Below are 26,020 nucleotides of genomic sequence, written 5' to 3' on the forward strand. Positions count from 1 at the left end.
CATAACGTTTTTACCGTAACAGTCGAGATGATTTATGAAACGTGCCGTCGTCGTGTTCAGCGGAGGACAAGATTCTACTACCTGCCTGGTTCAGGCTCTTCATCAGTACGATGAAGTTCACTGTGTGACTTTCGATTATGGTCAGCGTCATCGCGCTGAGATCGACGTTGCCCGTGAACTGGCCCTGAAACTGAGGGCACGCGCGCACAAGGTGCTGGACGTTACGCTGTTAAATGAACTGGCCGTGAGTAGCCTCACGCGGGACAGTATTCCCGTCCCGGACTACGAACCCGATGCCAGCGGCATTCCGAATACCTTCGTGCCGGGCCGTAATATCCTCTTCCTGACCCTGACGGCGATCTACGCCTACCAGGTGAAAGCCGAAGCGGTGATCACGGGCGTGTGTGAAACAGATTTCTCCGGCTACCCGGACTGTCGTGATGAGTTCGTGAAGGCGTTAAACCACGCCGTCAATCTGGGGATGGCGAAAGAGACGCGCTTTGAAACCCCGCTGATGTGGCTGGATAAAGCCGAAACCTGGGCGCTGGCGGACTACTGGGGCAAGCTGGACCTGGTTCGCAGCGAAACCCTCACCTGCTATAACGGCATCAAAGGCGACGGTTGCGGCCAGTGCGCCGCCTGTAATCTGCGCGCGAATGGGCTAAATCACTATCTGGCCGATAAAGCCGGCGTGATGGCCGCTATGCAGAAAAAAACTGGGCTAAAATAGGGCTACTTAACCGTGCTGTCGAACAGTTTCACGCCGGCAGCACGGGTGACTTTCATCAGCGTTGTCAGCGTTGGGTTGCCGTTGTCTGATAAGGTTCGGTATAGCTGCTGACGAGACAGGCCTGCTTTGGCAGCGATTGTACCTATGCCGCCGCGGGATTCGATGACACGTCTTAGCGCGATTAAGTATGCTGGGATCCCCTGTTCCTCATAAATCTCATCCAACGCAACCTGCAGATAGAGTTGGGCGTAGGAAGGGTTTTCGCGAAGCATTTTTACGACGGCTTCATCATGGCTGACGGAACTAGAAAATTTTCGTTGGCTCTTGCTCATCCGGTTTATCCTTTTGATGTTCTCTCCAGTAATCTATTGCCAGTTTCACATCAGTCTTTTGACTCTTTTTGTCACCGCCGATCAGCAACAACAGGATCTTCCGATGTTGAAGCGCAAAATAGATTCGATAGCCGGGACCACAATCAATCTTCAATTCCCAGATACCCTCTCTAAGGTATCGGTAATCGCCGAAATTCCCTTTCTCAGCACGGTCAATTCGCAGAAGGATCCGAAACGCTAACTCCGGATCCTTTCGCTTTATCTTTGCTACCCACTCCTCAAACGGCACTTTCCCGTCACGGGTCCGGTAACGTTCAACAACGTAGTCCCTGTCCATTATTCTATCCCTGAAAAACCTTTTTGTCTTTTATAAAAGACAAATTCCTACGCGATCATCAGCTCCAGCTTTTCGCGCAATTCCCCTTCCAGCGGCAGCGCTTTCTGCGTTTTCAGATCGATACAGACAAAAGTAATCAGCGCATCAGCGACCACCTGCCCTTCGGGATCGAGCGTCACCACCTGGCTTAACACGCCGCTTTTGCCATTGATCTGCTGCACCTGGCTGGCCACCGTGAGTACATCGCCCAGCACGGCCGGACGACGGTAGTTGATGTTGATATTGACGACCACGAACGCGATGTTGTGCGCGGTCAGCCACTGAAAGCTTTCGCTGTTTTCCAGCCCGTCCCAGCGCGCTTCCTCAAGAAACTCCAGGTAGCGGGCATTGTTCACATGCTGGTAAACGTCGAGGTGAAAACCGCGTACTTTAATTTTTGTCTGCATAGCGCAATAGCCTTTACTGTTATTGTAGGATGAGAGGTCATAACTGGTATGACCTCTTTATCCTGGCAAATTTTTGCCGCAGTGCAAGAAATTGCGTGATTACAACGTCAGGTGTGAGAGGTTGCGCTCAACCAGCGCGCTCCCCATGCCCGGAACCTGTTTGAGATCGTCGACCGTTTTGAAAGGACCATACTCTTCACGATAGCTGACGATAGCCTGCGCTTTTTTCAGTCCGACGCCATTCATCACACGGGCGAGATCCTCGGCAGAGGCTGAATTGATGCTGACCCGCGTACCATCATCGTCCGCATTTTTACCGGCTTCGGTCGCTTTAGTCTGCCCTTGCGCCGGCATCGCTGCGTCGGATTTGCTCTGTGTCGTCTGTTGTTTGGCGGCAGGCGTCGCCGCCAGCGCCCCCGCGCTCATCCCGGTGGTGGCAATAGCCAGCGTAATTAACAGTGCTTTGATTCCACATTTCATGCTGTTATCTCCTTGTTTGTTGACAGCCCCGTCACGATAGCCGCCCGAGAAAACCGGCACAAACAGCAGAGTGCAGAAATGGAAAAGGCCGCGAAAGCGGCCTTTAGTTATTGCAGAGCGTTACGAAAATCTGCGAGCAGATACGTAATTATTGCTGCTGAGTGATGATGTCGCCCAGCTTAATTTTGGCATCTTTACGCAGGTTGCTCATCATGGCTTCGAAGGCAATCTGAGCATTGTTCTGGGTAATCCCCTGGACCATCGCCTTCTTCTGCGCGTCTGGCAAGGTACCGGCTTTCACTTCATCCAGCGCCAGCAGAACGACGTTACCCTGCGCATCGGTGGTAGTACCGAAGCTTGGCTTGTCCTTCGCAGGCAGAGTCAGGCCAAACGCGGCCTGGCTGATTGGATCCTGACCGGTACGGCTCAGCGTTTTCGCCTCACCGAAGCTCAGGCCAGCCGCTTTCAGCGCATCCTCTTTACCCGCTTTCAGATCGGCCAGAATCTTCTCAGCATCCAGCTTCGCCTGCTGTTCCGCTTTGTTGTGCTTAACCTGAGCGACGACCTGATCCTTCACTTCCGCCAGCGGTTTGACCGCTTCTGGCTTGTGCTCGCTGACGCGCAGCACAAACGCACGATCGCCATCAACGGTAATGATGTCAGAGTTACTGCCCGGCGTGCCGTTCTCGCCGACCAGACCACCGTTGAAGATGGCATCTGAAACCGGTTTGAAGTTCAGCTCTTCCGGCAGGTTGTCACGGCCAAACCAGCCCGTCTCAACCGCTTTCACCCCAGCCGCCTGCTCGGCACCCGCCAGAGATTCGTTGTCGTTGCTGGCAGCATCGCTCACCTTCTGCTGCAGTGCATAGTAGGCATCCAGCGCTTTTTCCTGTTTCACTTTCGCCGCGATATCGTCGCGAACCTCAGCCAGCGGCTTGGTTTTCGCCGCGGTGATGTCGTCCAGACGCACGACCAGGAAGCCCACGGAAGATTTAATGACGCCAGACAGTTGGCCTTTCTCTTTCAGGCCGGCATTTTTCAGCTCGTCCGGCGTGGTCGCGTCTTCCAGCCAGCCCATATCGCCGCCGTTTTTCGCAGAGATAATGTCGGTGGATTTCGCTTTCGCGACGGTCGCGAAATCAGCGCCTTTGTTCAGCTCATCCAGTACCGCTTTGGCATCCGCCTCGGTTTTGGTCTGAATCACGCTGTAGCGGTTACGCTGCGGCTGTGTGAACTGATCCTGATGCTGGTCATAGTAAGACTGGATTTCCGCGTCAGACGCGGTTTCCTGCAGCGCGGCAGCATCCAGCTTGATGTAGCTCACACGGAACTGCTCTGGAGAAACAAAGGTATTCTTGTTCTGCTCGTAATAAGCGTTAACGTCAGCGTCGCTCACCTGCTGTTTCGCGGCAAGGGCGTTCACATCAATGGTCGCTTCACGTACAACGCGCTGCTGTGCTACCAGCGCGGCCAGTTCATCCGTTTCACCTTTGAGCATGAAATCAGTGCCGACAACGGCATTGATGAGCTGCTGAGTGGTCAGCTGGTTACGCAGAGCCTGCGCGTACTGATCGGCCGTCATCCCCATCTGGTTAACGATGCTGTTGTAACGCGCGTTGTCGAATTTACCGTTAGACTGGAAGGCTTGCGTGGAGAAAATGGCTTTTTTCACCTGCTCATCGCTGATGCCAAGGCCCAGTTTTTTGGCATACTGATCCAGCAGCGCTTCGTCGATAAGACGGTTCAGAGTCTGTTGGCGCAGGGTTTTCATGTACCCTTCGTTCGCTGCCAGTTCAGAGAATTGGTCGCCCAGCTGTTGCTGCATACGGTTACGTTCACCGGCAAAAGCATTCTCGAACTGACCGCGGCTGATCTCCTGGCCATTCACTTTTGCGGCATAGTTCGCGCCACCGCCAATAAGGTAACTGCTCACGCCGGTCAATATGAACGACACGATAATGATACCGAAAATAATCTTGAGCACGAGACTGTTAGCAGCCGTGCGTAAGCTGTCCATCATGGTGTAACAACACTCCGCTGTAGGTGACTGGTTACCTGACGCTGACGGAAAATCCTGCCCGTCGCGCGTAAAGTCGTATTGTGACAAGAAAACGGGGCGATTGTCAGCCCACAACTCGCATAAACTCGCACAAATCAGGTCTGGACAAACAAAAAAGGCACATCAAACGATGCGCCCTTGTACTATCCGGCTTCCCTGAAACGGGAAAGCAATCAGTTTACTGCGTCTTTCAGCGCTTTACCTGCACGGAAACCCGGCACTTTAGCGGCAGCAATGGTGATCTCTTTACCGGTCTGAGGGTTGCGGCCAGTACGGGCAGCACGCTCTTTAACAGCAAAAGTACCGAAGCCTACCAGTGCAACGTCGTCCCCAGCCTGCAGAGATTCAGTAACAGAAGCAATTAATGCATCTAACGCACGTCCAGCTGCAGCTTTAGAAATATCAGCACCAGCAGCAATTTTGTCAATCAGTTGAGATTTATTCACTGTTCTCTTCCTCTCTTTATAATTTATATCGCGCCTGAATCCTTCACAACGCGACCGCGCAGCAGTTATATCAGGCCTGCCATGACCTTACAACACCCGTTGTTGATGGCTGACCTAATCAGCAATCTAAATTAGCTATACAAAAAAAGGCTGGCAAGTGCGAAATGACTTACCAGCCTTGTTTTTATTGACGCTCTTTGCGCGAGGTCACTATTTTGCGGTTACAACCTGCATTCCTGACGGTTCATTCTGCAATGCGAGACTAAGAACTTCCTCAATTCGCTTAACAGGATGAATCTGCAGGTCGGCAATCACGTTGTCCGGAATCTCTTCCAGATCGCGTTTATTTTCGTAAGGGATCAATACGGTTTTGATCCCACCGCGGTGTGCCGCCAGCAGTTTTTCTTTTAAGCCGCCAATCGGCAGAACCTGGCCACGCAGCGTAATCTCACCGGTCATCGCCACATCGGCACGCACCGGGTTCCCTGTCAGGCAAGAAACCAGAGCGGTACACATGGCAATACCCGCGCTTGGACCATCTTTCGGCGTCGCCCCTTCAGGTACGTGCACGTGGATGTCGCGTTTTTCGTAGAAATCAGGGTTGATCCCCAGTTTCTCCGCGCGCGCGCGCACCACGGTCAGCGCCGCCTGAATGGACTCCTGCATCACTTCACCCAGCGAGCCGGTGTAGGTCAGTTTGCCTTTACCCGGTACACAGGCGGTTTCGATGGTCAGCAGATCGCCGCCCACTTCCGTCCATGCCAGACCGGTCACCTGGCCAACGCGGTTTTCGTTATCCGCGCGACCGTAGTCGAAGCGCTGAACACCGAGATAGGCATGCAGATTATCGCCGTTAATCACAATGTGTTTCAGGCTCTTATCCAGCAGCAACTGTTTCACCGCCTTACGGCACAGTTTAGAGATTTCACGCTCAAGGCTACGCACGCCCGCTTCACGGGTGTAGTAGCGAATGATGCCAATAATCGCGCTGTCCTCGACGGTCAGCTCGTTGGCTTTAAGCGCGTTACGCTCAATCTGTTTCGGCAGCAGGTGCTGTTTAGCAATGTTCAGCTTCTCGTCTTCGGTGTAACCGGAGAGACGGATCACTTCCATACGGTCCAGCAGCGGAGCCGGAATGTTCATGGAGTTCGACGTCGCCACGAACATGACGTCGCTCAGGTCGTAGTCCACTTCCAGATAGTGATCGCTGAACGCCACGTTCTGTTCTGGATCAAGTACTTCCAGCAGGGCAGACGCTGGATCGCCACGCATGTCCGACGACATCTTGTCGATCTCATCCAGCAGGAACAGCGGGTTTTTAACGCCCACTTTCGCCATCTTCTGGATCAATTTACCCGGCATAGAACCGATGTAGGTACGGCGGTGACCGCGGATTTCCGCTTCATCGCGCACGCCACCCAGCGCCATACGGATATACTTACGTCCGGTCGCTTTAGCGATGGACTGACCCAGAGAGGTTTTACCCACCCCTGGCGGTCCTACCAGGCACAGAATTGGGCCTTTGATTTTGTTTACACGGCTTTGAACCGCGAGGTACTCAAGAATGCGGTCTTTCACGCGTTCCAGGCCGTAGTGGTCGGTATCGAGGATTTCCTGCGCCTGACGCAGGTCTTTTTTGACCTTGCTGCGGGCGTTCCACGGAACCTGCACCATCCACTCAATGTAGCCGCGTACGACGGTCGCTTCAGCCGACATTGGAGACATCATTTTCAGCTTCTGCAGCTCGGCTTCGGCTTTCTCTTTCGCCTCTTTCGGCATCTTGGCCGCGTCGATCTTACGCTTCAGCGCTTCGTTTTCGTCCGGCGCATCGTCCATCTCGCCCAGTTCTTTCTGAATGGCCTTCATTTGCTCATTCAGATAGTACTCACGCTGAGATTTTTCCATCTGCTTTTTCACGCGGTTGCGAATACGCTTCTCAACCTGCAGCAGATCGATTTCGGACTCCATCATCGCCATCAGATATTCCAGACGTTCGTTAACGTCGGACATTTCCAGCACAGACTGTTTGTCAGCCAGCTTCAGCGGCATATGTGCAGCGATGGTGTCCGCCAGACGTGCAGGATCGTCGATGCTGTTCAGCGACGTCAGCACTTCTGGTGGGATTTTCTTGTTCAGCTTGATGTAGCCTTCAAACTGGCTAATCGCGGTGCGAACCAGTACTTCCTGCTCGCGCTCATCAAGTTCAGGCGAATCAAGGTACTCTGCTTTGGCAGAGAAATGTTCGCCGTCGTCTGACAGAGTGGTAATACGCGCACGCTGCAGGCCTTCAACCAGCACCTTCACGGTGCCGTCAGGCAGCTTCAGCATCTGCAAAATAGAGGCCACGGTCCCGACGGTGAAAAGATCGTTTACACCCGGCTCATCCGTTGATGCTTCTTTCTGCGCCACCAGCATGATTTTTTTATCATGATCCATAGCGGCTTCGAGGCAACGGATAGATTTTTCCCGCCCTACAAATAAGGGTATGACCATGTGCGGATAAACCACCACATCGCGCAACGGCAATACGGGGATTTCAATGCGTTCAGAACGCTCAGGATTCATAGAGCTCTCTCTTAGTTAGTGTCCGCCAGGTAAGCTGGTCATGTCACTGTGCTTCACATAACCATTAACATGTATCCAGTATATGGGGATGTTTCCCACACATTCAACGCTATGAATACGGAAAAAGTAAAGGGGAGATAAAATCCCCCCTTTTTGATTAACTGCTTGTATGATTTGGTGAATTATTCGCCAGATGCCTGCTGGGCTTCCGGTTTACCGTAAATCAGCAGCGGCTTGGTTTGACCGCTGATGACGGACTCGTCAATCACCACTTTCTCAACGTCTTCCATCGACGGCAGATCGTACATGGTGTCGAGCAGTGCCGCTTCAACGATAGAACGCAGACCACGAGCACCGGTTTTACGGACCATCGCTTTTTTGGCAATGGCATCCAGCGCTTCGTCGCGGAATTCCAGGTCAACGCCTTCCAGATTGAACAGCGCCTGATACTGCTTGGTCAGCGCATTTTTTGGCTCTTTCAGGATCTGGATCAGCGCGTCTTCACTCAGCTCATTCAGCGTTGCCACAACCGGCAGACGACCGATGAACTCAGGGATCAGACCGAATTTGATCAGATCTTCCGGTTCAACCTGAGACAGCAGCTCGCCTTCGTTCGGTTTTTCAGCCGTCGATTTCACCGTTGCGCCAAAACCAATGCCAGAGCCGGTTTCAACACGGTGGGAGATGACTTTATCCAGACCGGCAAACGCACCGCCACAGATGAACAGGATCTTGGAGGTATCAACCTGCAGGAACTCCTGCTGAGGATGTTTACGACCACCCTGTGGTGGAACGGCGGCTACCGTACCTTCGATCAGCTTCAGCAGTGCCTGCTGTACGCCTTCACCCGATACGTCACGGGTGATGGACGGGTTGTCGGATTTACGGGAGATCTTGTCGATCTCATCGATGTAAACAATCCCGCGCTGGGCTTTCTGTACGTCGTAATCGCACTTCTGCAGCAGTTTCTGGATGATGTTTTCGACGTCCTCACCCACATAACCGGCCTCGGTCAGGGTGGTGGCATCCGCCATGGTGAACGGAACATCAAGCAGACGCGCCAGGGTTTCAGCCAGCAGCGTTTTACCGGAACCGGTTGGGCCGATCAGCAGAATGTTGCTTTTACCCAGTTCCACGCCATTGCTGGTGTCGCCGTTACGCAGGCGTTTGTAGTGGTTATAGACCGCTACCGCCAGCACTTTCTTGGCCTGCTCCTGACCGATGACGTAGTCGTCAAGATGATGACGAATTTCATGCGGCGTTGGCAGCGCGCTGCGCTCACGGTGCGGTGCGACTTCTTTAATCTCTTCGCGAATGATGTCGTTACATAAATCGACACATTCGTCGCAGATATACACGGACGGCCCGGCAATCAGTTTACGCACTTCATGCTGGCTTTTGCCGCAAAAAGAGCAGTACAGCAGTTTGCCCGAACCATCTTTGCGTTTATCTGTCATGAGTCCAAACCTCTTTTTAAGTTCTTTGTGCCGCACATGACGACGCAAATGCCATTCTAAGACGCAAGCTGCATCAAGCAGCGTGCCGCCCTACCTTAGTATAGCGGCACACTCGCGTCGCGGGCATCAATTACGATGGGTCAACACGGAGTCGACTAAGCCGTACTCAACTGCCTCTGAAGCAGAGAGGAAGCGATCGCGCTCGGTATCGCGCTCGATCTGCTCGAGAGGTTGACCCGTATGCTGCGCCATAAGTTCATTCATGCGCGCTTTTACTTTCAGAATTTCGCGGGCGTGGATTTCGATATCCGTCGCCTGCCCCTGGTAACCGCCCAGCGGCTGGTGAATCATCACGCGGGAATTTGGCAAGCAGAAACGCTTACCCTTCGCCCCTGCGGTTAACAGGAACGCGCCCATAGATGCTGCCTGACCCATACAGATCGTGCTGACATCCGGTTTGATGAATTGCATGGTGTCATAAATGGACATCCCTGCTGTAATCACGCCACCCGGGGAGTTAATGTACAGGTAAATGTCTTTTTCCGGGTTTTCCGCTTCCAGAAACAGCATCTGCGCCACGATCAGGTTAGCCATATGGTCTTCCACCTGGCCGGTCAGAAAGATAACGCGTTCCTTGAGCAGACGGGAATAGATATCAAAAGAACGCTCACCACGTGAGGTCTGTTCAATAACCATTGGCACCAGAGCCATATGGGGTGCAAAGTTATCTCGTTCGCCACTGTATGACATTTCCGTCTCCTGGATCAAAATTGAAAACACCTGCTGTACTGATTGTAACCTTACGGACGGATTATCAGCCAGTCTCATTCATCATGATTACGTACTTATGGGGTTCACAGTGCCCTATTTCAAGCATAACAACCTTTTGTTGTTACGCTAACACCGAAAGGGCGTTTTAGCACTCTTCCTGGGCTCTGGCTGCGATAAAAAAAACCCGCTGCCGCAAGGCAACGGGTTTTCTGTTCAAACTTTAAACCGTTGGGGCGAAATTACGCCTGCTGGTTCATCAGTTCGTTGAAAGAGGTCGCTTTTTCGGTCACTTTCGCTTTCGCCAGTACCGCTTCAACCGCCTGCTCTTCCAGGGCTACGTTGCGCATGTTGTCCATCAGCTCTTTGTTCTTACCGTAGAACTCGATCACTTCTGATGGATCTTCGTATGCAGAAGCCATCTCTTCGATCAGGCCTTTCACACGCTCTTCGTCAGCTTTCAGCTCGTGGGTACGAATCACTTCGCCCAGCAGCAGGCCAACCACAACGCGACGTTTCGCTTGCTCTTCGAACAGCTCGCGTGGCAGTTCCATCGCTTGCTGCTGGTTGCCACCGAAACGCTGTGCAGCCTGACGGCGCAGAACGTCGATTTCGCTGTCGATCAGGGCAGCAGGAACGTCGATTTCGTTGGCTTTCACCAGACCTTCGATCGCCTGAGACTTCACGCGGTTGCGCACAGCGCCGTTCAGCTCGCGCTCCATGTTTTTACGCACTTCGGTACGCAGGCCAGCAACAGAACCGTCTTCCACGCCGAAACGTTTGATGAACTCTTCAGTCAGTTCTGGCAGTTCGCGCTCTTCCACTTTCTTCAGGTTGATGACGAACTTCGCTGCTTTACCCTTCAGGTTTTCAGCGTGGTACTCTTCAGGGAAGGTCACGTCGATGGTGAACTCTTCGCCCGCTTTGTGGCCTTTGATACCGTCTTCGAAGCCTGGGATCATACGACCCTGGCCCATTGCCAGTACGAAGTCAGACGCTTTGCCGCCTTCGAACTCTTCGCCGTCTACAGAACCGGTGAAGTCGATGGTCACACGGTCTTCCGCGTCAACAGCGCCTTCTTTCTCTTTCCAGTTCGCCTGCTGCTTACGCAGGGTGTCCAGCATGCCGTCAACGTCTTCGTCAGTCACGGAGACAATCGGTTTTTCAACTTCGATAGATTCCAGACCTTTCAGCTCAACTTCCGGGTACACTTCGAACTCTACGGAGTAGGTGAAGTCTTCGCCCAGTTTGTATTCGCCTGGAACGTAGTTTGGCGCACCGGCCGGATTGATTTTTTCTTTGATGATCGCATCGATAAAGTTGCGGCTCATCAGTTCACCCAGCACATCCTGACGCACGGAAGCGCCATAACGCTGAGCAACAACATTCATTGGTACTTTGCCCTTACGGAAGCCGTCAATACGTACTTTTTTTGCTACGTTGACCAGCTCGCTTTTCACAGCAGTTTCGATGCTGTCAGCAGCGATAGTAATCGTTACACGGCGGCCAAGGCCTTGAGTGGTTTCAACTGAAACTTGCATCTTGTTACCTCAAAAAAATCACAGTGCTCGGTCAACTCTGAATCTGTCTGTTATACCGGGATGCTCTCTTAGTGCAGATTCACATTCCCTGTCGCCAGAATCATCCCGAAGACATTCAATAAGACGCGGCATTATAGCGGCATCACTTAGGTGAGTCGAGAACGGTTGGGGCATGTTGCTGCGGCTTTTTTCACACTTTAAGGCTATTTTTAGCCTTAAAATCGCACCATCCGCTCAAAACTCAGACAAAACAAAACGGCCCGGAGGCCGTTTTGAGGAAATCTGTAAGCAACATACTGGAAAAGCTCCAGCCGTTGCAAATCCGATTTATCAGGCGATAGTGCCTGCACCGCGACAGGGCGGCGATGCGAAAACCGTATCCTGCAAGCCTTCCCATTCCTTAATGGTGTAGGTATGCAGTGCCAGCGCATGCACGGTCGTGGAGAGCTCTTCCGTCAAGGTGCTGTAGATCAAGCGATGTCGGTTCAGGAAACGTTCTCCCGTGAAGCGATCGCTAACCAGAACCACTTTAAAGTGGCTTTCAGAACCTGCCGGTACGTTATGACGATAGCTTTCGTCGACGACTTCGAGGAACACAGGGTTGAACGCTGCCCTTAATTTATCTTCTATATGCTCACGTATCATCATGAAATTACTCCTCCGACAACGCCAGGATGTCACCCATCCCTTTAAATGTTAGCCGCTTTTACCGTTTCCATTACACCTTGACAACAAATATTTAGCTTTCGTCTGATTTTCTCATTCAAACGAATGAAGTTCACTGTGAGGCTCATACCTTTTGTCATCCGTGGAAGGAGAAAATGGGTGAGCTGGTCAGTTTTCGGACAAGACGATGAATTTACATGCGTTGACCACTTCCCCTGACCGTTGGCGATGTTATGATGGCGGCAATTTTTCTCTCTATTATGCTTACGATTCGTGAGAACCTTAAAATGTTAAAAAAATTCTTCTTTCCATTGGTAGCCCTTTTTATGCTGGCAGGCTGCGCTACCCCGCCGACCACCATTGATGTCTCACCGAAAATCACCCTGCCTCAGCAGGATCCAAGCCTGATGGGCGTCACCGTGAGCATTAACGGCGCCGATCAGCGTCAGGATCAGGCGCTGGCAAAAGTGACCCGCGATAACCAGCAGGTGACGCTCACCGCCTCCCGCGACCTGCGCTTCCTGCTGCAGGAAGTGCTGGAGAAACAGATGACCTCCCGTGGTTATATGGTTGGCCCAAGCGGCGCGGTGGATCTGCAGATCATCGTGAACAACCTGTACGCTGATGTGTCTCAGGGCAACGTGCGCTACAACATCGCCACCAAAGCGGATATCGCCATCATCGCGACCGCGAAGAACGGTAACAAGATGACCAAGAACTATCGTGCGAGCTACTCTGTAGAAGGCGCGTTCCAGGCATCGAATAAAAATATTGCTGATGCGGTTAACAGCGTGCTGACGGATACCATTTCCGACATGGCGCAGGACACCAGCATTCACGACTTCATCAAGCAGAACGCGCGTTAATCCTGCCCGCTGACCCGGTCTATCGCCGGGTCAGTTTTATAAGAACATGTCCAGCCATTACTTACGCATTTTCCAGCAACCGAAATCAGAGATTCTGCTGATCCTCGGCTTTGCCTCGGGTTTACCCCTCGCGCTCACCTCCGGCACGCTTCAGGCGTGGATGACGGTCGAGAACATCGATCTGAAAACCATTGGCTTCTTCTCGCTTGTGGGTCAGGCCTATGTATTCAAGTTTCTGTGGTCTCCGGTCATGGATCGCTACACGCCGCCATTCCTCGGGCGTCGTCGCGGCTGGCTGGTGATGACGCAGCTCCTGCTGCTGCTGGCCATTGCGGCGATGGGTTTTCTTGAACCCGCCACGCAGCTTCGCTGGATGGCCGCGCTTGCGGTGGTGATTGCCTTCTGTTCCGCCTCTCAGGATATCGTGTTCGACGCCTGGAAGACGGACGTGTTACCAGCGGAAGAGCGCGGTGCCGGTGCGGCCATCAGCGTGCTGGGCTATCGCCTCGGGATGCTGGTCTCCGGCGGGCTGGCGCTGTGGCTGGCAGACCGTTACCTAGGCTGGCAGGGGATGTACTGGCTGATGGCTGCTCTGCTGATCCCCTGCATTATCGCGACGCTATTGGCGCCCGAACCGAGTGACGTTATCCCGGTTCCCCGCTCGCTGGAGCAGGCCGTCGCCGAACCGCTGCGTGACTTCTTTGGCCGCAACAACGCCTGGCTGATCCTGCTGCTTATCGTCCTTTATAAGCTGGGCGATGCTTTTGCCATGAGCCTGACCACCACCTTCCTGATCAGGGGTGTCGGTTTTGATGCAGGTGAAGTAGGCGTGGTGAATAAAACGCTGGGGCTGTTTGCGACCATTGTCGGGGCACTGTATGGCGGCGTGCTGATGCAGCGCCTGACGCTGTTCCGCGCGCTGCTGATCTTCGGCATTCTGCAAGGCGCCTCCAACGCAGGCTATTGGCTGCTGTCGATTACCGACAAACATACAATCAGCATGGCTGCGGCGGTATTTTTTGAAAATCTCTGCGGCGGTATGGGGACAGCGGCCTTTGTCGCCCTGCTGATGACCCTGTGCAACAAGTCATTTTCCGCTACGCAGTTCGCACTGCTCTCGGCGCTCTCTGCCGTAGGCCGCGTTTATGTAGGCCCAATTGCCGGCTGGTTCGTGGAAGCCCACGGTTGGCCAACATTTTATCTCTTCTCGGTCGTGGCTGCCGTGCCGGGGATTTTATTGCTGCTGGTGTGTCGCCAGACGCTGGAATATACCCAGCGGACCGAACACTTTATGCCGCGCACCGAATATCACCGCGCCTACCGTTTTGCGTTACGACTGTTAATGATGGGCAGCATTGCGCTGGCACTCTGGCTTGTGGTGCTCATTATTAATGCCAGCACGTCTCTGGCACTCCCCTTCGGGGCCCTTCTGCTGGACGCCGGTGCCCTGCTGGCCATCGTTGGGATCCTGACCGGGGGTCTGCTCGATTTCATGGCGTTGCGTAAAACGCAGCTGACCTGAAGAAAAATACGAAAGGTTATTTCCCGTTGTAATCACTAACCGAAATTATAACGGTGAAATAGCCACCAGCGACGAAAAAAAATATTTGTTGTTTTGTGCGGGATAGGATTTGGAAATTATTGGCTCCGGTTCCAAAACGCTATTTTTCATTAAACGATTCAGCATGTGATAGTTTGATTTTTCGTTTTTTAGATGTCTTTTTATTGATAATTAATTGTTAATTTTTTGTTTGTTTTTAACAATGGTTATACCAATTGCCCCTTTTAGGGTATGCTTGGGGGTCCTTTCGTTATAAAGCCCATCTCATGCGGCTTCGGTCATAAAAACCGACATAATTTGCAACACTTGTGACACGTGCGGCAGAACCCGGTAACACCTTCCTGACACAGGCCTAATGATGTTTACAGTAATGTAACCTTCCCGTAAAATGCCCGCACACTTTAAACGCCACCAGACTCCCGTGGAATTGAGGTCGTTAAATGAGACTCAGGAAATACAATAAAAGTTTGGGATGGTTGTCATTATTCGCAGGCACTGTATTACTCAGTGGCTGTGATTCTGCACTACTAGACCCCAAAGGACAGATTGGACTGGAACAACGTTCACTGATATTGACGGCTTTTGGCCTGATGTTGATTGTGGTTATTCCAGCCATTTTGATGGCTGTTGGTTTCGCCTGGAAGTATCGTGCGAGCAATAAAGATGCGAAGTATAGCCCGAACTGGTCACACTCCAATAAAGTGGAAGCTGTGGTCTGGACGGTACCTATCCTGATCATCCTGTTCCTTGCCGTACTGACCTGGAAAACCACTCACGCACTTGAGCCGAGCAAGCCGCTGGTTCACGATGAAAAACCTATTACCATCGAAGTGGTCTCCATGGACTGGAAATGGTTCTTCATCTATCCAGAGCAGGGTATTGCTACCGTGAATGAAATCGCCTTCCCGGCGAACACTCCGGTTCAGTTCAAAGTGACCTCCAACTCCGTAATGAACTCCTTCTTCATCCCGCGTCTGGGTAGCCAGATTTACGCGATGGCCGGCATGCAGACTAACCTGCACCTGATCGCGAATGAAGCAGGCACCTATGATGGTATCTCCGCCAGCTATAGCGGCCCGGGCTTCTCAGGTATGAAGTTCAAAGCTATTGCAACGCCAGACCGTGCCGCTTTCGACCAGTGGGTTGAAAAAGCGAAGCAGTCTCCAAACACCATGTCTGACATGGCGGCGTTCGAAAAAGTGGCTGCACCTAGCGAATACAACAAGGTGGAGTACTTCTCTAACGTGAAACCCGATTTGTTCAAAGATGTGATTGGCAAATTTATGGATCACGGCAAGAGCATGGACATGACCCAGCCTGAAGGCGAGCACAGCGCGCACGAAGGTATGGAAGGCATGGACATGAGCCACGCGGAAACCGCTCACTAAGGGGCCGAGGAAGAAAATGTTCGGAAAATTGACACTGGATGCAGTGCCCTACCATGAACCGATTATCGTGGTTACGGTGGCTGCAATTATCATTGGTGGCGCGGCCTTACTGGCCTTAATCACTTACTTCGGTAAGTGGAGCTACCTGTGGAACGAGTGGCTGACTTCGGTTGACCACAAAAAACTCGGTATCATGTACTGCATCGTCGGTATCGTCATGTTAATTCGTGGCTTTGCGGATGCAATCATGATGCGTAGCCAGCAGGCACTCGCCTCTGCGGGTGAAGCCGGCTTCCTGCCACCGCACCACTACGATCAGATCTTTACCGCCCACGGCGTTATCATGATCTTCTTCGTGGCGATGCCGCTGGTTATCGGTCTGATGAACGTGGTCGTTCCGCTGCAAATCGGCGCGCGCGACGTGGCGTTCCCGTTCCTGAACAACCTGAGCTTCTGGTTCACGGTTGTCGGCGTTATCTTGGTTAACCTGTCACTGGGTGTGGGCGAATTCGCGCAGACCGGCTGGCTGGCTTACCCACCGCTGTCAGGAATTGAGTACAGTCCGGGCGTTGGCGTCGACTACTGGATTTGGGCGCTTCAGCTCTCCGGTGTCGGTACAACCCTGACCGGTATCAACTTCTTCGTGACCATTATCAAGATGCGTGCCCCTGGCATGACCATGTTCAAGATGCCGGTATTTACCTGGGCATCTCTGTGCGCCAACATCCTGATTATTGCCTCCTTCCCAATCCTGACCGTCACCATCGCGCTGCTGACCCTGGACCGCTACCTGGGCACCCATTTCTTCACGAACGATATGGGTGGCAACATGATGATGTACATCAACCTGATTTGGGCCTGGGGTCACCCGGAAGTGTACATCCTGGTTCTGCCTGTGTTCGGTGTGTTCTCCGAAATCGCAGCAACCTTCTCGCGTAAACGTCTGTTTGGTTACACCTCTCTGGTGTGGGCAACCGTGTGTATTACCGTTCTGTCGTTCATCGTTTGGCTGCACCACTTCTTCACCATGGGTGCGGGCGCGAACGTAAACGCCTTCTTCGGTATTACCACCATGATTATCGCCATCCCGACCGGGGTGAAGATCTTCAACTGGCTGTTCACCATGTACCAGGGCCGTATCGTGTTCCACTCAGCAATGCTGTGGACCATCGGCTTCATCGTGACCTTCTCCGTAGGTGGGATGACCGGCGTACTGCTGGCGGTACCGGGTGCTGACTTCGTTCTGCACAACAGTCTGTTCCTGATTGCGCACTTCCATAACGTTATCATCGGTGGCGTGGTCTTCGGCTGCTTCGCTGGCGTAACCTACTGGTGGCCAAAAGCGTTCGGCTTCACGCTGAACGAGAAATGGGGTAAACGCGCGTTCTGGTTCTGGATCATCGGCTTCTTCGTGGCATTTATGCCGCTGTACGTGCTGGGCTTCATGGGTATGACCCGTCGTCTGAGCCAGCAGATCGATCCGCAGTTCCACCCAATGCTGATGGTTGCAGCGGGCGGTGCCGTGCTGATTGCCTGTGGTATCGCATCTCAGCTGATTCAGTTCTACGTGTCTATTCGCGACCGCGACCAGAACCGTGACCTGACCGGTGACCCATGGGGTGGCCGTACGCTGGAGTGGGCGACCTCTTCTCCACCGCCTTTCTATAACTTTGCCATCGTGCCGCAGGTTCATGAACGCGACGCATTCTGGGAAATGAAAGAAAAAGGTGAAGCGTACAAGCAACCTGCTCATTACGAAGAGATCCACATGCCGAAAAACAGCGGTGCGGGCATTGTGATTGCCGCTTTCGCAACGGTATTTGGTTTCGCAATGATCTGGCACATCTGGTGGATGGCGATTGTTGGCTTCGCTGGCATCGTAATCAGCTGGATTGTGAAGAGCTTTGACGAGGACGTGGACTACTACGTACCAGTCCGTGAAGTTGAGAAGCTGGAAAATCAGCATTTCGACGAGATTTCTAAAGCGGGGCTGAAAAATGGCAACTGATACTCTGGCGCACTCAACTGCCCACGCGCATGAGCATGCGCACCACGATACAGGACCGACCAAAGTCTTCGGTTTCTGGATCTACCTGATGAGCGACTGCATTCTGTTCTGCTGTCTGTTCGCGACCTATGCCGTTCTGGTGAACGGCACAGCGGGCGGCCCGACCGGCAAGGACATCTTTGAACTGCCGTTCGTTCTGGTTGAAACCGCACTGCTGTTATTCAGCTCCATCACCTACGGCATGGCGGCTATCGCCATGTACAAAAACAACAAGAGCCAGGTTGTGTCCTGGCTGGCGTTGACCTGGCTGTTTGGTGCTGGATTTATCGGGATGGAAATCTATGAATTCCATCACCTGATCATGGAAGGCTTCGGCCCGGATCGCAGTGGCTTCCTGTCCGCGTTCTTCGCGCTGGTCGGCACCCACGGTCTGCACGTGACCTCCGGTCTGATCTGGATGGCAGTACTGATGTTCCAGATCTCCCGTCGCGGCCTGACCAGTACTAACCGTACCCGTATCCTGTGCCTGAGCCTGTTCTGGCACTTCCTGGACGTGGTGTGGATCTGTGTGTTCTCTGTTGTCTATCTGATGGGGGCGATGTAATGAGTCATTCTAACGATCATGGCGCTTCCCACGGCAGCGTAAAAACCTACATGACAGGTTTCATCCTGTCGATCATCCTGACGGTGATCCCGTTTTGGATGGTGATGAGCGGTTCTGCGTCTAAGCCGGTTATCCTGGGTGCAATCCTGGTGACCGCGGTGATTCAGATTCTGGTGCATCTGGTTTGCTTCCTGCACATGAACACCAAGTCCGATGAAGGCTGGAACATGACCGCCTTTATCTTTACCGTGATTATCATCGCTATCCTGGTAGTCGGTTCCATCTGGATTATGTGGAACCTCAACTACAACATGATGGTTCACTAAGAGCGGCGAGTATGTTTAAGCAATACCTGCAAGTAACGAAACCAGGCATCATCTTTGGCAACCTGATCTCCGTGATCGGAGGGTTCCTGCTGGCCTCCAAAGGCAGCATTGATTACACCCTCTTTATCTACACGCTGGTCGGTGTGTCACTGGTTGTTGCGTCCGGTTGTGTATTTAACAACTACATCGACATGGATATCGACAAGAAGATGGAAAGGACCAAAAATCGGGTGCTGGTGAAAGGCCTGATCGCCCCTTCCGTCTCGCTGGTGTACGCCACCTTGCTGGGTATTGCTGGCTTTATGCTGCTGTGGTTTGGTGCTAACCCGCTGGCCTGCTGGCTGGGGGTGATGGGGTTCGTGGTGTATGTGGGCGTCTACAGCCTGTATATGAAGCGTCACTCCGTCTACGGCACGCTGATTGGTTCTCTCTCCGGCGCTGCGCCGCCGGTGATTGGCTACTGCGCGGTCACGAATGAGTTCGACAGCGGTGCGCTGATCCTGCTGGCTATCTTTAGCCTGTGGCAGATGCCGCACTCCTATGCCATCGCGATTTTCCGCTTTAAGGATTATCAGGCAGCGAACATCCCGGTTCTGCCGGTCGTGAAAGGCATCTCCGTTGCCAAGAACCACATCACGCTGTACATCATCGCCTTTGCCGTGGCAACGCTGATGCTCTCTCTGGGTGGTTACGCTGGATACAAATATCTGGCGGTAGCGGCTGCGGTGAGCGTCTGGTGGCTCGGCATGGCGCTGCGCGGTTACAAAGTGGAAGATGACAAAGTCTGGGCGCGCAAGCTGTTTGTGTTCTCGATTGTGGCCATTACTTCACTGTCCGTGATGATGTCCGTGGACTTCATGGTGCCGGATTCACATAACCTGCTGACTTACGTCTGGTAAGCCACAACAGGTGAATAAAGGGGTGCTTCGGCACCCTTTTTTATTCACCGAATCTATTAATAACGCATGTAATATTTGTTAAATAACCCTTTATTTACCCCGCCCCTTCCCCGCACTACACTATGGCCTGCTTTTGAACTGAGGTGGTAATGAACGATTATAAAATGACGCCAGGCGAGCTACGCGCGACCTGGGGCTTAGGGACTGTCTTCTCGCTACGGATGCTTGGCATGTTTATGGTCCTGCCTGTTCTGACCACGTACGGTATGGCGCTGCAGGGGGCCAGCGAGGCGCTGATTGGCCTCGCCATTGGCATTTATGGTCTGGCGCAGGCGGTGTTCCAGATCCCGTTTGGCCTGCTCTCTGACCGGGTGGGCCGCAAGCCGCTGATTGTCGGCGGGCTGCTGGTCTTTGTGCTCGGGAGCGTTATTGCCGCCCTCTCCCATTCCATCTGGGGGATTATTCTTGGCCGCGCTCTGCAGGGCTCCGGCGCGATTGCCGCCGCGGTGATGGCGCTGCTGTCAGACTTAACCCGCGAGCAGAACCGCACCAAAGCCATGGCATTTATCGGCGTCAGCTTTGGCGTGACGTTTGCGATTGCGATGGTGCTGGGCCCCATCATTACGCACACATTGGGCCTGCACGCCCTGTTCTGGATGATTGCCGTGCTGGCAACCATCGGTATAGCCTTAACCCTGTGGGTGGTTCCGGACAGCAAAAACCACGTCCTCAACCGTGAGTCGGGGATGGTAAAAGGCTGCTTCAGCAAAGTGATTGTCGAGCCGCGCCTGCTTAAGCTGAATTTTGGCATTATGTGTCTGCACATTCTGCTGATGTCGACCTTTGTTGCCCTGCCCGGCCAGCTTGCCGCAGCGGGTTTCCCGGCGGCTGAGCACTGGAAAATCTATCTGGTTACGATGCTGATTTCGTTTGTCTCCGTCGTGCCGTTCATCATCTACGCTGAAGTGAAGCGCAAAATGAAGCGCGTCTTCGCGGGCTGCGTGGCGGTCCTGCTGATTGCCGAGATCGTGCTCTGGGGTGCTGGCCCGCACTTCTGGGAGCTGATTGCCGGCGTGCAGCTGTTCTTCCTGGCATTTAACCTGATGGAAGCCCTGCTCCCGTCGCTGATCAGCAAAGAGTCCCCCGCCGGTTACAAAGGCACGGCAATGGGCATTTACTCCACCAGCCAGTTCCTCGGCGTGGCGATCGGCGGCTCGCTTGGCGGCTGGGTGGACGGACTCTTTGATTCACAAACCGTGTTTCTCGCGGGGGCGCTGCTGGCGACAGTCTGGCTGCTGGTCGCCGGTACCATGAAAGAGCCGCGCTACGTGAGCAGCCTGCGCGTAGAAATTCCGGATGATGTGGAGATGAGCGATGCGCTGAAACAGCGTCTGGAAGCTAAAGACGGGGTCACAGAGGTGCTGATTGTTCCCGAAGAGCGCAGCGCTTACGTCAAAATTGACAGCAAGGTGACCAACCGCTTCGAGGTCGAGCAGGCGCTCAAGGCGTGAAAAAAAGCCCGGTTAAACCGGGCTTTTTATATTAATCGCGGAAGTTTTTAAACTGGAACGGCTGCCCCAGATCGCCGCCGCGCACCAGCGCCATCACGGACTGGAGGTCGTCGCGGGACTTACCGGTCACGCGAATCTCTTCGCCCTGGATCTGCGCCTGCACCTTCAGCTTGCTGTCTTTGATGAGCTTCACAATCTTCTTCTGCACCGCGCTCTCGATGCCCTGCTTCAGCTTGGCTTCCACAAACCAGTTCTTACCGCTGTGAACAAACTCGTCCGGCACATCCAGAGACGTCCCTTCGATGCCGCGCTTTAACAGCTTGGCGCGCAGAATGTCGAGCAGCTGATTTACCTGGAAATCAGACTCGCTCAGCACCTTAATGGTCTTATTTGCGTCGTTCAGCTCAAACGACGCCTCAACGCCACGAAAATCGAAACGTGACTCAACTTCGCGGGTTGCGTTCTCAACGCCGTTGCGAACTTCCTGGATATCAACTTCGGAAACAATATCGAAAGATGGCATCTTTTCTTCTCCCTTCACTTTTGTTGCGTTGCATAATACCCGCTACGAGGCATAACTCAACAGAAGCTTAGCTGTATAATTAAGCTGTAACACCTGGCGCAGTTGCAGGTGAGGAGGAACAATGAAAATTACAGTGCTCGGATGTGGAGCCCTTGGTCAGCTATGGCTGACCGCGCTGTGCAAGCACGGACATGAGGTTCAGGGCTGGCTGCGCGTGCCCCAGCCCTATTGCAGTGTAAACCTGATTGGTGAAGACGGAAGCATCTTTAACGAATCCCTCACCGCGAACGATCCTGATTTCCTGGCGCAAAGCGACCTTTTACTGGTGACGCTCAAAGCGTGGCAGGTTTCAGACGCGGTCAAGACACTGGCCGCCCAGCTCCCCCCCACTTCGCCCATACTGCTGCTGCATAACGGCATGGGGACCCTTGACGAGCTGAAAAGCGTTCCGCAGCCCCTGCTGATGGCGACAACCACGCACGCTGCCCGTCGCGACGGCAACATCATCGTGCATGTCGCGAGCGGGGTGACCCACATCGGCCCTGCCAGAACGCAGGATGGGGACTATAGCTATCTTGCCGATGTGTTGCAGAAGGTGCTGCCAGACGTGGCCTGGCATAACCATATTCGTCCACAACTCTGGCGCAAGCTGGCCGTAAACTGCGTGATCAATCCGCTGACGGCGCTGTGGAACTGTCCGAACGGAGAGCTGAAAAATCATCCTCAGGAGGTTGCACTGCTCTGTGCGGAAGTCGCGGCGGTCGTTGAGCGGGAAGGCCTGCATACCTCGGCAGACGATTTGCGCTGTTATGTCGAGCAGGTTATCGAGAGTACGGCTGAGAACATCTCCTCGATGCTGCAGGATGTTCGGGCATTACGCCACACGGAGATCGACTACATCACCGGCTATCTGCTAAAACGCGCCCGCGCGCACGGCATCGCGGTGCCGGAAAACGCCCGTCTGTATGACCTGGTTAAACGTAAGGAGAGTGAATATGAGCGCGTCGGCACTGATCTGCCTCGCCCCTGGTAGCGAAGAGATGGAAGCGGTCACCACCATTGATCTGATGGTGCGCGGCGGTATTAACGTGACAACCGCCAGCGTCGCCAGCGACGGCAGCCTGGCGATTACCTGCTCGCGCGGCGTGAAGCTGCTGGCCGATGCTCCGCTCGTGCAGGTGGCCGACGGGGATTACAACATCATCGTCCTGCCCGGTGGCCTGAAGGGCGCGGAGTATTTTCGCGACAGCCCGCTGCTGGTTGAGACCGTGCGTCAGTTTCATTTATCCGGGCGCATTGTCGCGGCAATCTGCGCCGCCGCCGGAACGGTGCTGGTTCCGCACGACATTTTCCCCATCGGCAATATGACCGGCTTCCCGGGGCTGAAAGACACCATTCCGGAAGATCAGTGGGTGGACAAACGCGTCGTCTGGGATCCGCGCGTCAACCTGCTGACCAGCCAGGGCCCGGGCACCGCGATTGATTTTGGCTTAAAGATTATCGACCTGCTGGTCGGGCGCGAGAAGGCGTACGAAGTGGCGTCATCACTGGTGATGCCAGCGGGGATTTATAATTACTATGAAGAGTAGTGCATAAAAAAAGCCGGGTGGCGCGAGGTAAAAGCAAAACGGCAACCAAAGGTTGCCGTTTTTAATGTTTGCGCCCTCTCCCTGTGGGAGAGGGTCGGGGTGAGGGCATCAGGCCGCACGCTACGGACGATACACCTTCACATTCGCAAAGCCCTGCTCGCGCAGATACAGCGCCTGCAGGCGACTCATCACCCCACGCTCACACCACAGCAGGTACGTTTTGCTCTGGTCGAGGTCGCCAAACTTCGTGCTCAGCTTATAGAACGGCAGAGAAACCACCTCCACACCCTCCACCTGCAGCGGTTTGTCATCCTGCTCGTCAATGGAGCGGATATCCAGAATCGCGTCGTTCGCGCCGAAACCGCTCACGGTCTCCACTTCAACCACGTCCTGCTCGGTCTGCTGAGCGATCTCGCGGATATCAATGTTGGACGCTTCTTCCACCACTTTATCCAGAATGCTGAAATCGAAGTTCTCTTCTTCCGCTTCGATCTTCGCCTTCACCGCTTTCACCGTTGGGCTTTTTGAGATCACGCCGCAGTATTCCGGCATGGTGCGGGCAAAATCTTCGGTGCCGATTTCGCGCGCCAGATCGATGATGTGTTCTTTATCGTGAGAGATCAGCGGACGCAGGATCAGCGTATCAGACACGTTGTCGATCAGGCGCAGGTTGGTCAGCGTCTGGCTGGAGACCTGGCCCAGCGCTTCGCCGGTGACCAGCGCCTGCACGCCGTAGCGTTCAGCCACTTTGGACGCCGCACGGACCATCATGCGCTTCAGGATGACGCCCATCTGGCCGTCGTCCACTTTCTCCAGAATCTCGCCGACCACCGGTTCGAAATTGATTGCCACGAAACGCACGCGGTGGGAGCTGCCGAAGCGGTTCCACAGATAATGCGCCACCTGACGAACGCCGATCTCGTGCGCCGCGCCGCCCAGGTTGAAGAAGCAGTAATGTACGCGGCAGCCGCGGCGCATCAGCATATAGCTGGAGACACCGGAGTCAAAGCCGCCGGAGATCAGGGACAGAACATCTTCCTGGGTGCCGATCGGGAAGCCGCCGATGCCTTCATAGCGGCCTTTCACCAGCAGCAGGCGATCGTTTTCGATCTCCAGATTAACGGTCACATCCGGGTTGGTCAGACGCACGCGCGCCGTCTCAACGTGCTGGTTCAAACCGCCGCCGACGTAACGCTCCACTTCAATGGAGCTGAACTCGTGCTTGCCGCGACGCTTTACGCGCACGCAGAAGGTTTTGCCTTCGATCTGGTCGCGGTACTGAACCAGCGCTTTCTCGAAGATGTCGTGCATATCGCTGAACGGGACATCTTCCACTTCCAGAATATGGTGGATACCCGGAATACGGGTCAGGGCGTCGCGAATATCCTGACGTTTGTTTTCGTCTTTGGCACGGACCTCAACGTGGTCCCAGTGGCGCACCACGGCGAGGGTTTCGTCGTAGTGCTTTAATACGTTACGAATGTTCCCGGTGAGAATTTTAATAAAGCGCAAACGCACAGATTGGCTTTTGATGGTGATTTCAGGGAACAATTTAATGATAAACTTCATGGCGGCAATGTTTCTTAGGCAAGCCTGTTAAGGCTTGTAATGGAAAAGAGTACAGCAGCCCACACCCGTGGCTGCATCCAGGCGCGCAAGTATACCACCATCGCGCCGCTCCTGTGCACATTGCGCGTTATTTGCTTATCCGCCCGAGTCCGTTACCATGTCGGGGCGAAGAATATAAGAGTCAATTCACTATGCCGAAGAAGAACGACGCACCGGCCAGTTTCGAAACTGCGCTGAGTGAACTGGAGCAAATTGTTACCCGCCTCGAGAGCGGCGATCTCCCGCTGGAAGAGGCGCTCAACGAATTCGAGCGCGGCGTCCAGCTGGCGCGCCAGGGTCAGGTTAAGCTGCAACAGGCCGAACAGCGCGTGCAGATCCTGCTGTCCGACAGCGAAGAGGCGAAAACCACGCCTTTCACACCGGACGCCGAGTAAATGGATTTTGCCAACGAGCTTCAGGCGCGTGTCGTGCGCGCCAACGACGCCCTGCGCCGTTTTATTGCGCCACAGCCTTTTCAGAACACTCCACTGGTTGAAGCCATGCACTATGGCGCACTCTTGGGTGGAAAGCGCCTGCGCCCGTTCCTGGTGTACGCCACAGGCAACATGTTTGGCATCAGTGATAACACGCTGGACGCCCCAGCAGCCGCCGTTGAGTGCATCCATGCCTACTCGCTGATCCACGACGATCTCCCGGCCATGGACGACGACGACTTGCGTCGGGGTCAACCCACCTGCCATATCAAGTTTGGCGAAGCGAATGCCATTCTGGCGGGTGATGCCCTGCAGACGCTGGCGTTCTCGATTCTGAGCGATGCGCCGATGGCCGAAGTGGCTGACCGTGACCGTCTGGCAATGATTTCCGAACTGGCCATGGCCAGCGGCGTGGCGGGCATGTGCGGCGGACAGGCCCTGGATCTTGAAGCCGAAGGACGTCAGGTTAATCTGGAACAGCTGGAGCGTATTCATCGCCATAAAACCGGGGCATTGATTCGTTCAGCCGTTCGCCTGGGCGCGCTGAGCGCGGGTGAGCAAGGGCGCAAAGCCCTGCCGATTCTGGACAGATACGCAGAAAGTATCGGTCTGGCATTTCAGGTTCAGGATGACATTCTGGATGTGGTGGGCGATACTGCAACATTGGGTAAACGTCAGGGTGCAGACCAGCAGCTTGGCAAAAGTACCTACCCCGCCCTGCTGGGTCTTGAGCAAGCCCAACGTAAAGCCCGGGATCTGATTGACGATGCCCGCCAGTCGCTGAATCAGCTGGCCGCGCAATCGCTGGATACCTCGGCACTGGAAGCGCTAGCGGACTATATAATCCAGCGTGATAAATAAACTATATATCTCGAT

26 protein-coding genes are annotated in these 26,020 nt (G+C 54.0%); 13 read left to right on the forward strand and 13 right to left on the reverse strand.

The genetic code is table 11. The annotated features are described in order from the left end of the window. Positions 1-34: 34 nt before the first annotated feature. On the forward strand, positions 35-730 hold the full coding sequence (gene queC, locus BMW97_RS09080) for a 7-cyano-7-deazaguanine synthase QueC (protein WP_045909773.1): 696 nt from the start codon (positions 35-37) through the stop codon (positions 728-730). Positions 731-732: 2 nt separating this feature from the next. Here the strand turns inward: queC and BMW97_RS09085 are convergent, their stop codons facing one another. From BMW97_RS09085 to bolA, 11 genes are all read right to left on the reverse strand, one after another. Continuing rightward, positions 733-1,062, reverse strand: a complete 330-nt coding sequence (locus BMW97_RS09085) for a helix-turn-helix domain-containing transcriptional regulator (RefSeq protein WP_045909774.1) — start codon at positions 1,060-1,062, stop codon at positions 733-735. Next, positions 1,034-1,399 carry a type II toxin-antitoxin system RelE/ParE family toxin gene (locus BMW97_RS09090; protein WP_045909775.1) on the reverse strand — a complete coding sequence of 122 codons (366 nt, stop codon included), beginning with the start codon at positions 1,397-1,399 and terminating at the stop codon, positions 1,034-1,036. The genes BMW97_RS09085 and BMW97_RS09090 overlap by 29 nt, the downstream gene beginning before the upstream one ends. A gap of 47 nt (positions 1,400-1,446) precedes the next feature. After that, positions 1,447-1,845 (reverse strand): YbgC/FadM family acyl-CoA thioesterase, encoded by a 399-nt coding sequence (locus BMW97_RS09095; RefSeq protein WP_090392649.1) that lies wholly within the window; start codon positions 1,843-1,845, stop codon positions 1,447-1,449. Positions 1,846-1,944: 99 nt separating this feature from the next. Next, a complete protein-coding gene (locus BMW97_RS09100) occupies positions 1,945-2,325 on the reverse strand; it encodes a helix-hairpin-helix domain-containing protein (protein ID WP_045909776.1) in 381 nt (126 codons plus the stop codon). Between the two features lie 148 nt (positions 2,326-2,473). Beyond that, on the reverse strand, positions 2,474-4,345 hold the full coding sequence (gene ppiD, locus BMW97_RS09110; protein ID WP_045909777.1) for a peptidylprolyl isomerase: 1,872 nt from the start codon (positions 4,343-4,345) through the stop codon (positions 2,474-2,476). A gap of 212 nt (positions 4,346-4,557) precedes the next feature. Then, the gene (gene hupB, locus BMW97_RS09115) at positions 4,558-4,830 is read right to left on the reverse strand and encodes a nucleoid-associated protein HU-beta (protein WP_002444653.1); all 273 of its coding nucleotides are present in this window, start codon (positions 4,828-4,830) and stop codon (positions 4,558-4,560) included. A 210-nt stretch (positions 4,831-5,040) separates the two neighbouring features. Next, positions 5,041-7,395 (reverse strand): endopeptidase La, encoded by a 2,355-nt coding sequence (gene lon / locus BMW97_RS09120; RefSeq protein WP_023334706.1) that lies wholly within the window; start codon positions 7,393-7,395, stop codon positions 5,041-5,043. A 182-nt stretch (positions 7,396-7,577) separates the two neighbouring features. Further along, positions 7,578-8,852 carry an ATP-dependent protease ATP-binding subunit ClpX gene (gene clpX, locus BMW97_RS09125; protein WP_045909778.1) on the reverse strand — a complete coding sequence of 425 codons (1,275 nt, stop codon included), beginning with the start codon at positions 8,850-8,852 and terminating at the stop codon, positions 7,578-7,580. 126 nt (positions 8,853-8,978) lie between these two features. Beyond that, complete coding sequence (clpP, locus tag BMW97_RS09130) at positions 8,979-9,602, reverse strand: ATP-dependent Clp endopeptidase proteolytic subunit ClpP (protein WP_008503317.1); 624 nt, start codon at positions 9,600-9,602, stop codon at positions 8,979-8,981. Positions 9,603-9,862: 260 nt separating this feature from the next. Then, a complete protein-coding gene (gene tig, locus BMW97_RS09135) occupies positions 9,863-11,161 on the reverse strand; it encodes a trigger factor (RefSeq protein ID WP_008503318.1) in 1,299 nt (432 codons plus the stop codon). A 330-nt stretch (positions 11,162-11,491) separates the two neighbouring features. Then, the gene (gene bolA, locus BMW97_RS09145; protein ID WP_021241655.1) at positions 11,492-11,809 is read right to left on the reverse strand and encodes a transcriptional regulator BolA; all 318 of its coding nucleotides are present in this window, start codon (positions 11,807-11,809) and stop codon (positions 11,492-11,494) included. Between the two features lie 305 nt (positions 11,810-12,114). Between bolA and BMW97_RS09150 the strand changes: the two genes are divergently transcribed. The 8 genes from BMW97_RS09150 to BMW97_RS09185 all read left to right on the forward strand — a co-directional run bounded on the left by BMW97_RS09150 (position 12,115) and on the right by BMW97_RS09185 (position 20,990). Further along, positions 12,115-12,693 carry a lipoprotein gene (locus tag BMW97_RS09150; protein WP_045909873.1) on the forward strand — a complete coding sequence of 193 codons (579 nt, stop codon included), beginning with the start codon at positions 12,115-12,117 and terminating at the stop codon, positions 12,691-12,693. 46 nt (positions 12,694-12,739) lie between these two features. Next, positions 12,740-14,215 carry a muropeptide MFS transporter AmpG gene (gene ampG / locus BMW97_RS09155; protein ID WP_090392651.1) on the forward strand — a complete coding sequence of 492 codons (1,476 nt, stop codon included), beginning with the start codon at positions 12,740-12,742 and terminating at the stop codon, positions 14,213-14,215. 479 nt (positions 14,216-14,694) lie between these two features. Then, positions 14,695-15,642: a cytochrome o ubiquinol oxidase subunit II gene (gene cyoA, locus BMW97_RS09160; protein ID WP_008503322.1), complete on the forward strand. Its 948-nt coding sequence runs from the start codon at positions 14,695-14,697 to the stop codon at positions 15,640-15,642. A gap of 16 nt (positions 15,643-15,658) precedes the next feature. Next, entirely contained in the window at positions 15,659-17,650 is a 1,992-nt protein-coding gene (cyoB, locus tag BMW97_RS09165) for a cytochrome o ubiquinol oxidase subunit I (RefSeq protein WP_014168864.1), read from the forward strand. Then, a complete protein-coding gene (locus tag BMW97_RS09170; RefSeq protein ID WP_008503324.1) occupies positions 17,640-18,254 on the forward strand; it encodes a cytochrome o ubiquinol oxidase subunit III in 615 nt (204 codons plus the stop codon). The genes cyoB and BMW97_RS09170 overlap by 11 nt, the downstream gene beginning before the upstream one ends. Continuing rightward, complete coding sequence (locus tag BMW97_RS09175; RefSeq protein WP_006176899.1) at positions 18,254-18,580, forward strand: cytochrome o ubiquinol oxidase subunit IV; 327 nt, start codon at positions 18,254-18,256, stop codon at positions 18,578-18,580. Before BMW97_RS09170 ends, BMW97_RS09175 begins: the two co-directional genes overlap by 1 nt. An 11-nt stretch (positions 18,581-18,591) precedes the next feature. Continuing rightward, positions 18,592-19,479 (forward strand): heme o synthase, encoded by an 888-nt coding sequence (cyoE, locus tag BMW97_RS09180; RefSeq protein ID WP_013095848.1) that lies wholly within the window; start codon positions 18,592-18,594, stop codon positions 19,477-19,479. 149 nt (positions 19,480-19,628) lie between these two features. Further along, the gene (locus tag BMW97_RS09185) at positions 19,629-20,990 is read left to right on the forward strand and encodes an MFS transporter (RefSeq protein ID WP_045909780.1); all 1,362 of its coding nucleotides are present in this window, start codon (positions 19,629-19,631) and stop codon (positions 20,988-20,990) included. Positions 20,991-21,021: 31 nt separating this feature from the next. On the opposite strand, the gene BMW97_RS09190 is transcribed toward BMW97_RS09185, so the two are convergent. Beyond that, positions 21,022-21,513 (reverse strand): YajQ family cyclic di-GMP-binding protein, encoded by a 492-nt coding sequence (locus BMW97_RS09190; RefSeq protein WP_023293165.1) that lies wholly within the window; start codon positions 21,511-21,513, stop codon positions 21,022-21,024. Between the two features lie 121 nt (positions 21,514-21,634). On the opposite strand from BMW97_RS09190, the gene panE reads away from it, so the two are divergent. Then, on the forward strand, positions 21,635-22,546 hold the full coding sequence (gene panE / locus BMW97_RS09195; RefSeq protein ID WP_023616113.1) for a 2-dehydropantoate 2-reductase: 912 nt from the start codon (positions 21,635-21,637) through the stop codon (positions 22,544-22,546). After that, the gene (gene yajL, locus BMW97_RS09200) at positions 22,509-23,102 is read left to right on the forward strand and encodes a protein deglycase YajL (RefSeq protein WP_045909781.1); all 594 of its coding nucleotides are present in this window, start codon (positions 22,509-22,511) and stop codon (positions 23,100-23,102) included. Before panE ends, yajL begins: the two co-directional genes overlap by 38 nt. 120 nt (positions 23,103-23,222) lie before the next feature. On the opposite strand, the gene thiI is transcribed toward yajL, so the two are convergent. Then, on the reverse strand, positions 23,223-24,671 hold the full coding sequence (gene thiI, locus BMW97_RS09205) for a tRNA uracil 4-sulfurtransferase ThiI (protein WP_045909782.1): 1,449 nt from the start codon (positions 24,669-24,671) through the stop codon (positions 23,223-23,225). A gap of 191 nt (positions 24,672-24,862) precedes the next feature. On the opposite strand from thiI, the gene xseB reads away from it, so the two are divergent. After that, on the forward strand, positions 24,863-25,105 hold the full coding sequence (gene xseB, locus BMW97_RS09210; RefSeq protein ID WP_045909783.1) for an exodeoxyribonuclease VII small subunit: 243 nt from the start codon (positions 24,863-24,865) through the stop codon (positions 25,103-25,105). Then, positions 25,106-26,005: a (2E,6E)-farnesyl diphosphate synthase gene (gene ispA / locus BMW97_RS09215; protein WP_045909784.1), complete on the forward strand. Its 900-nt coding sequence runs from the start codon at positions 25,106-25,108 to the stop codon at positions 26,003-26,005. Positions 26,006-26,020: the final 15 nt, after the last annotated feature.

The sequence above is a fragment of the Enterobacter sp. NFIX58 genome (assembly GCF_900110475.1).
GTDB lineage: Bacteria > Pseudomonadota > Gammaproteobacteria > Enterobacterales > Enterobacteriaceae > Enterobacter > Enterobacter quasiroggenkampii.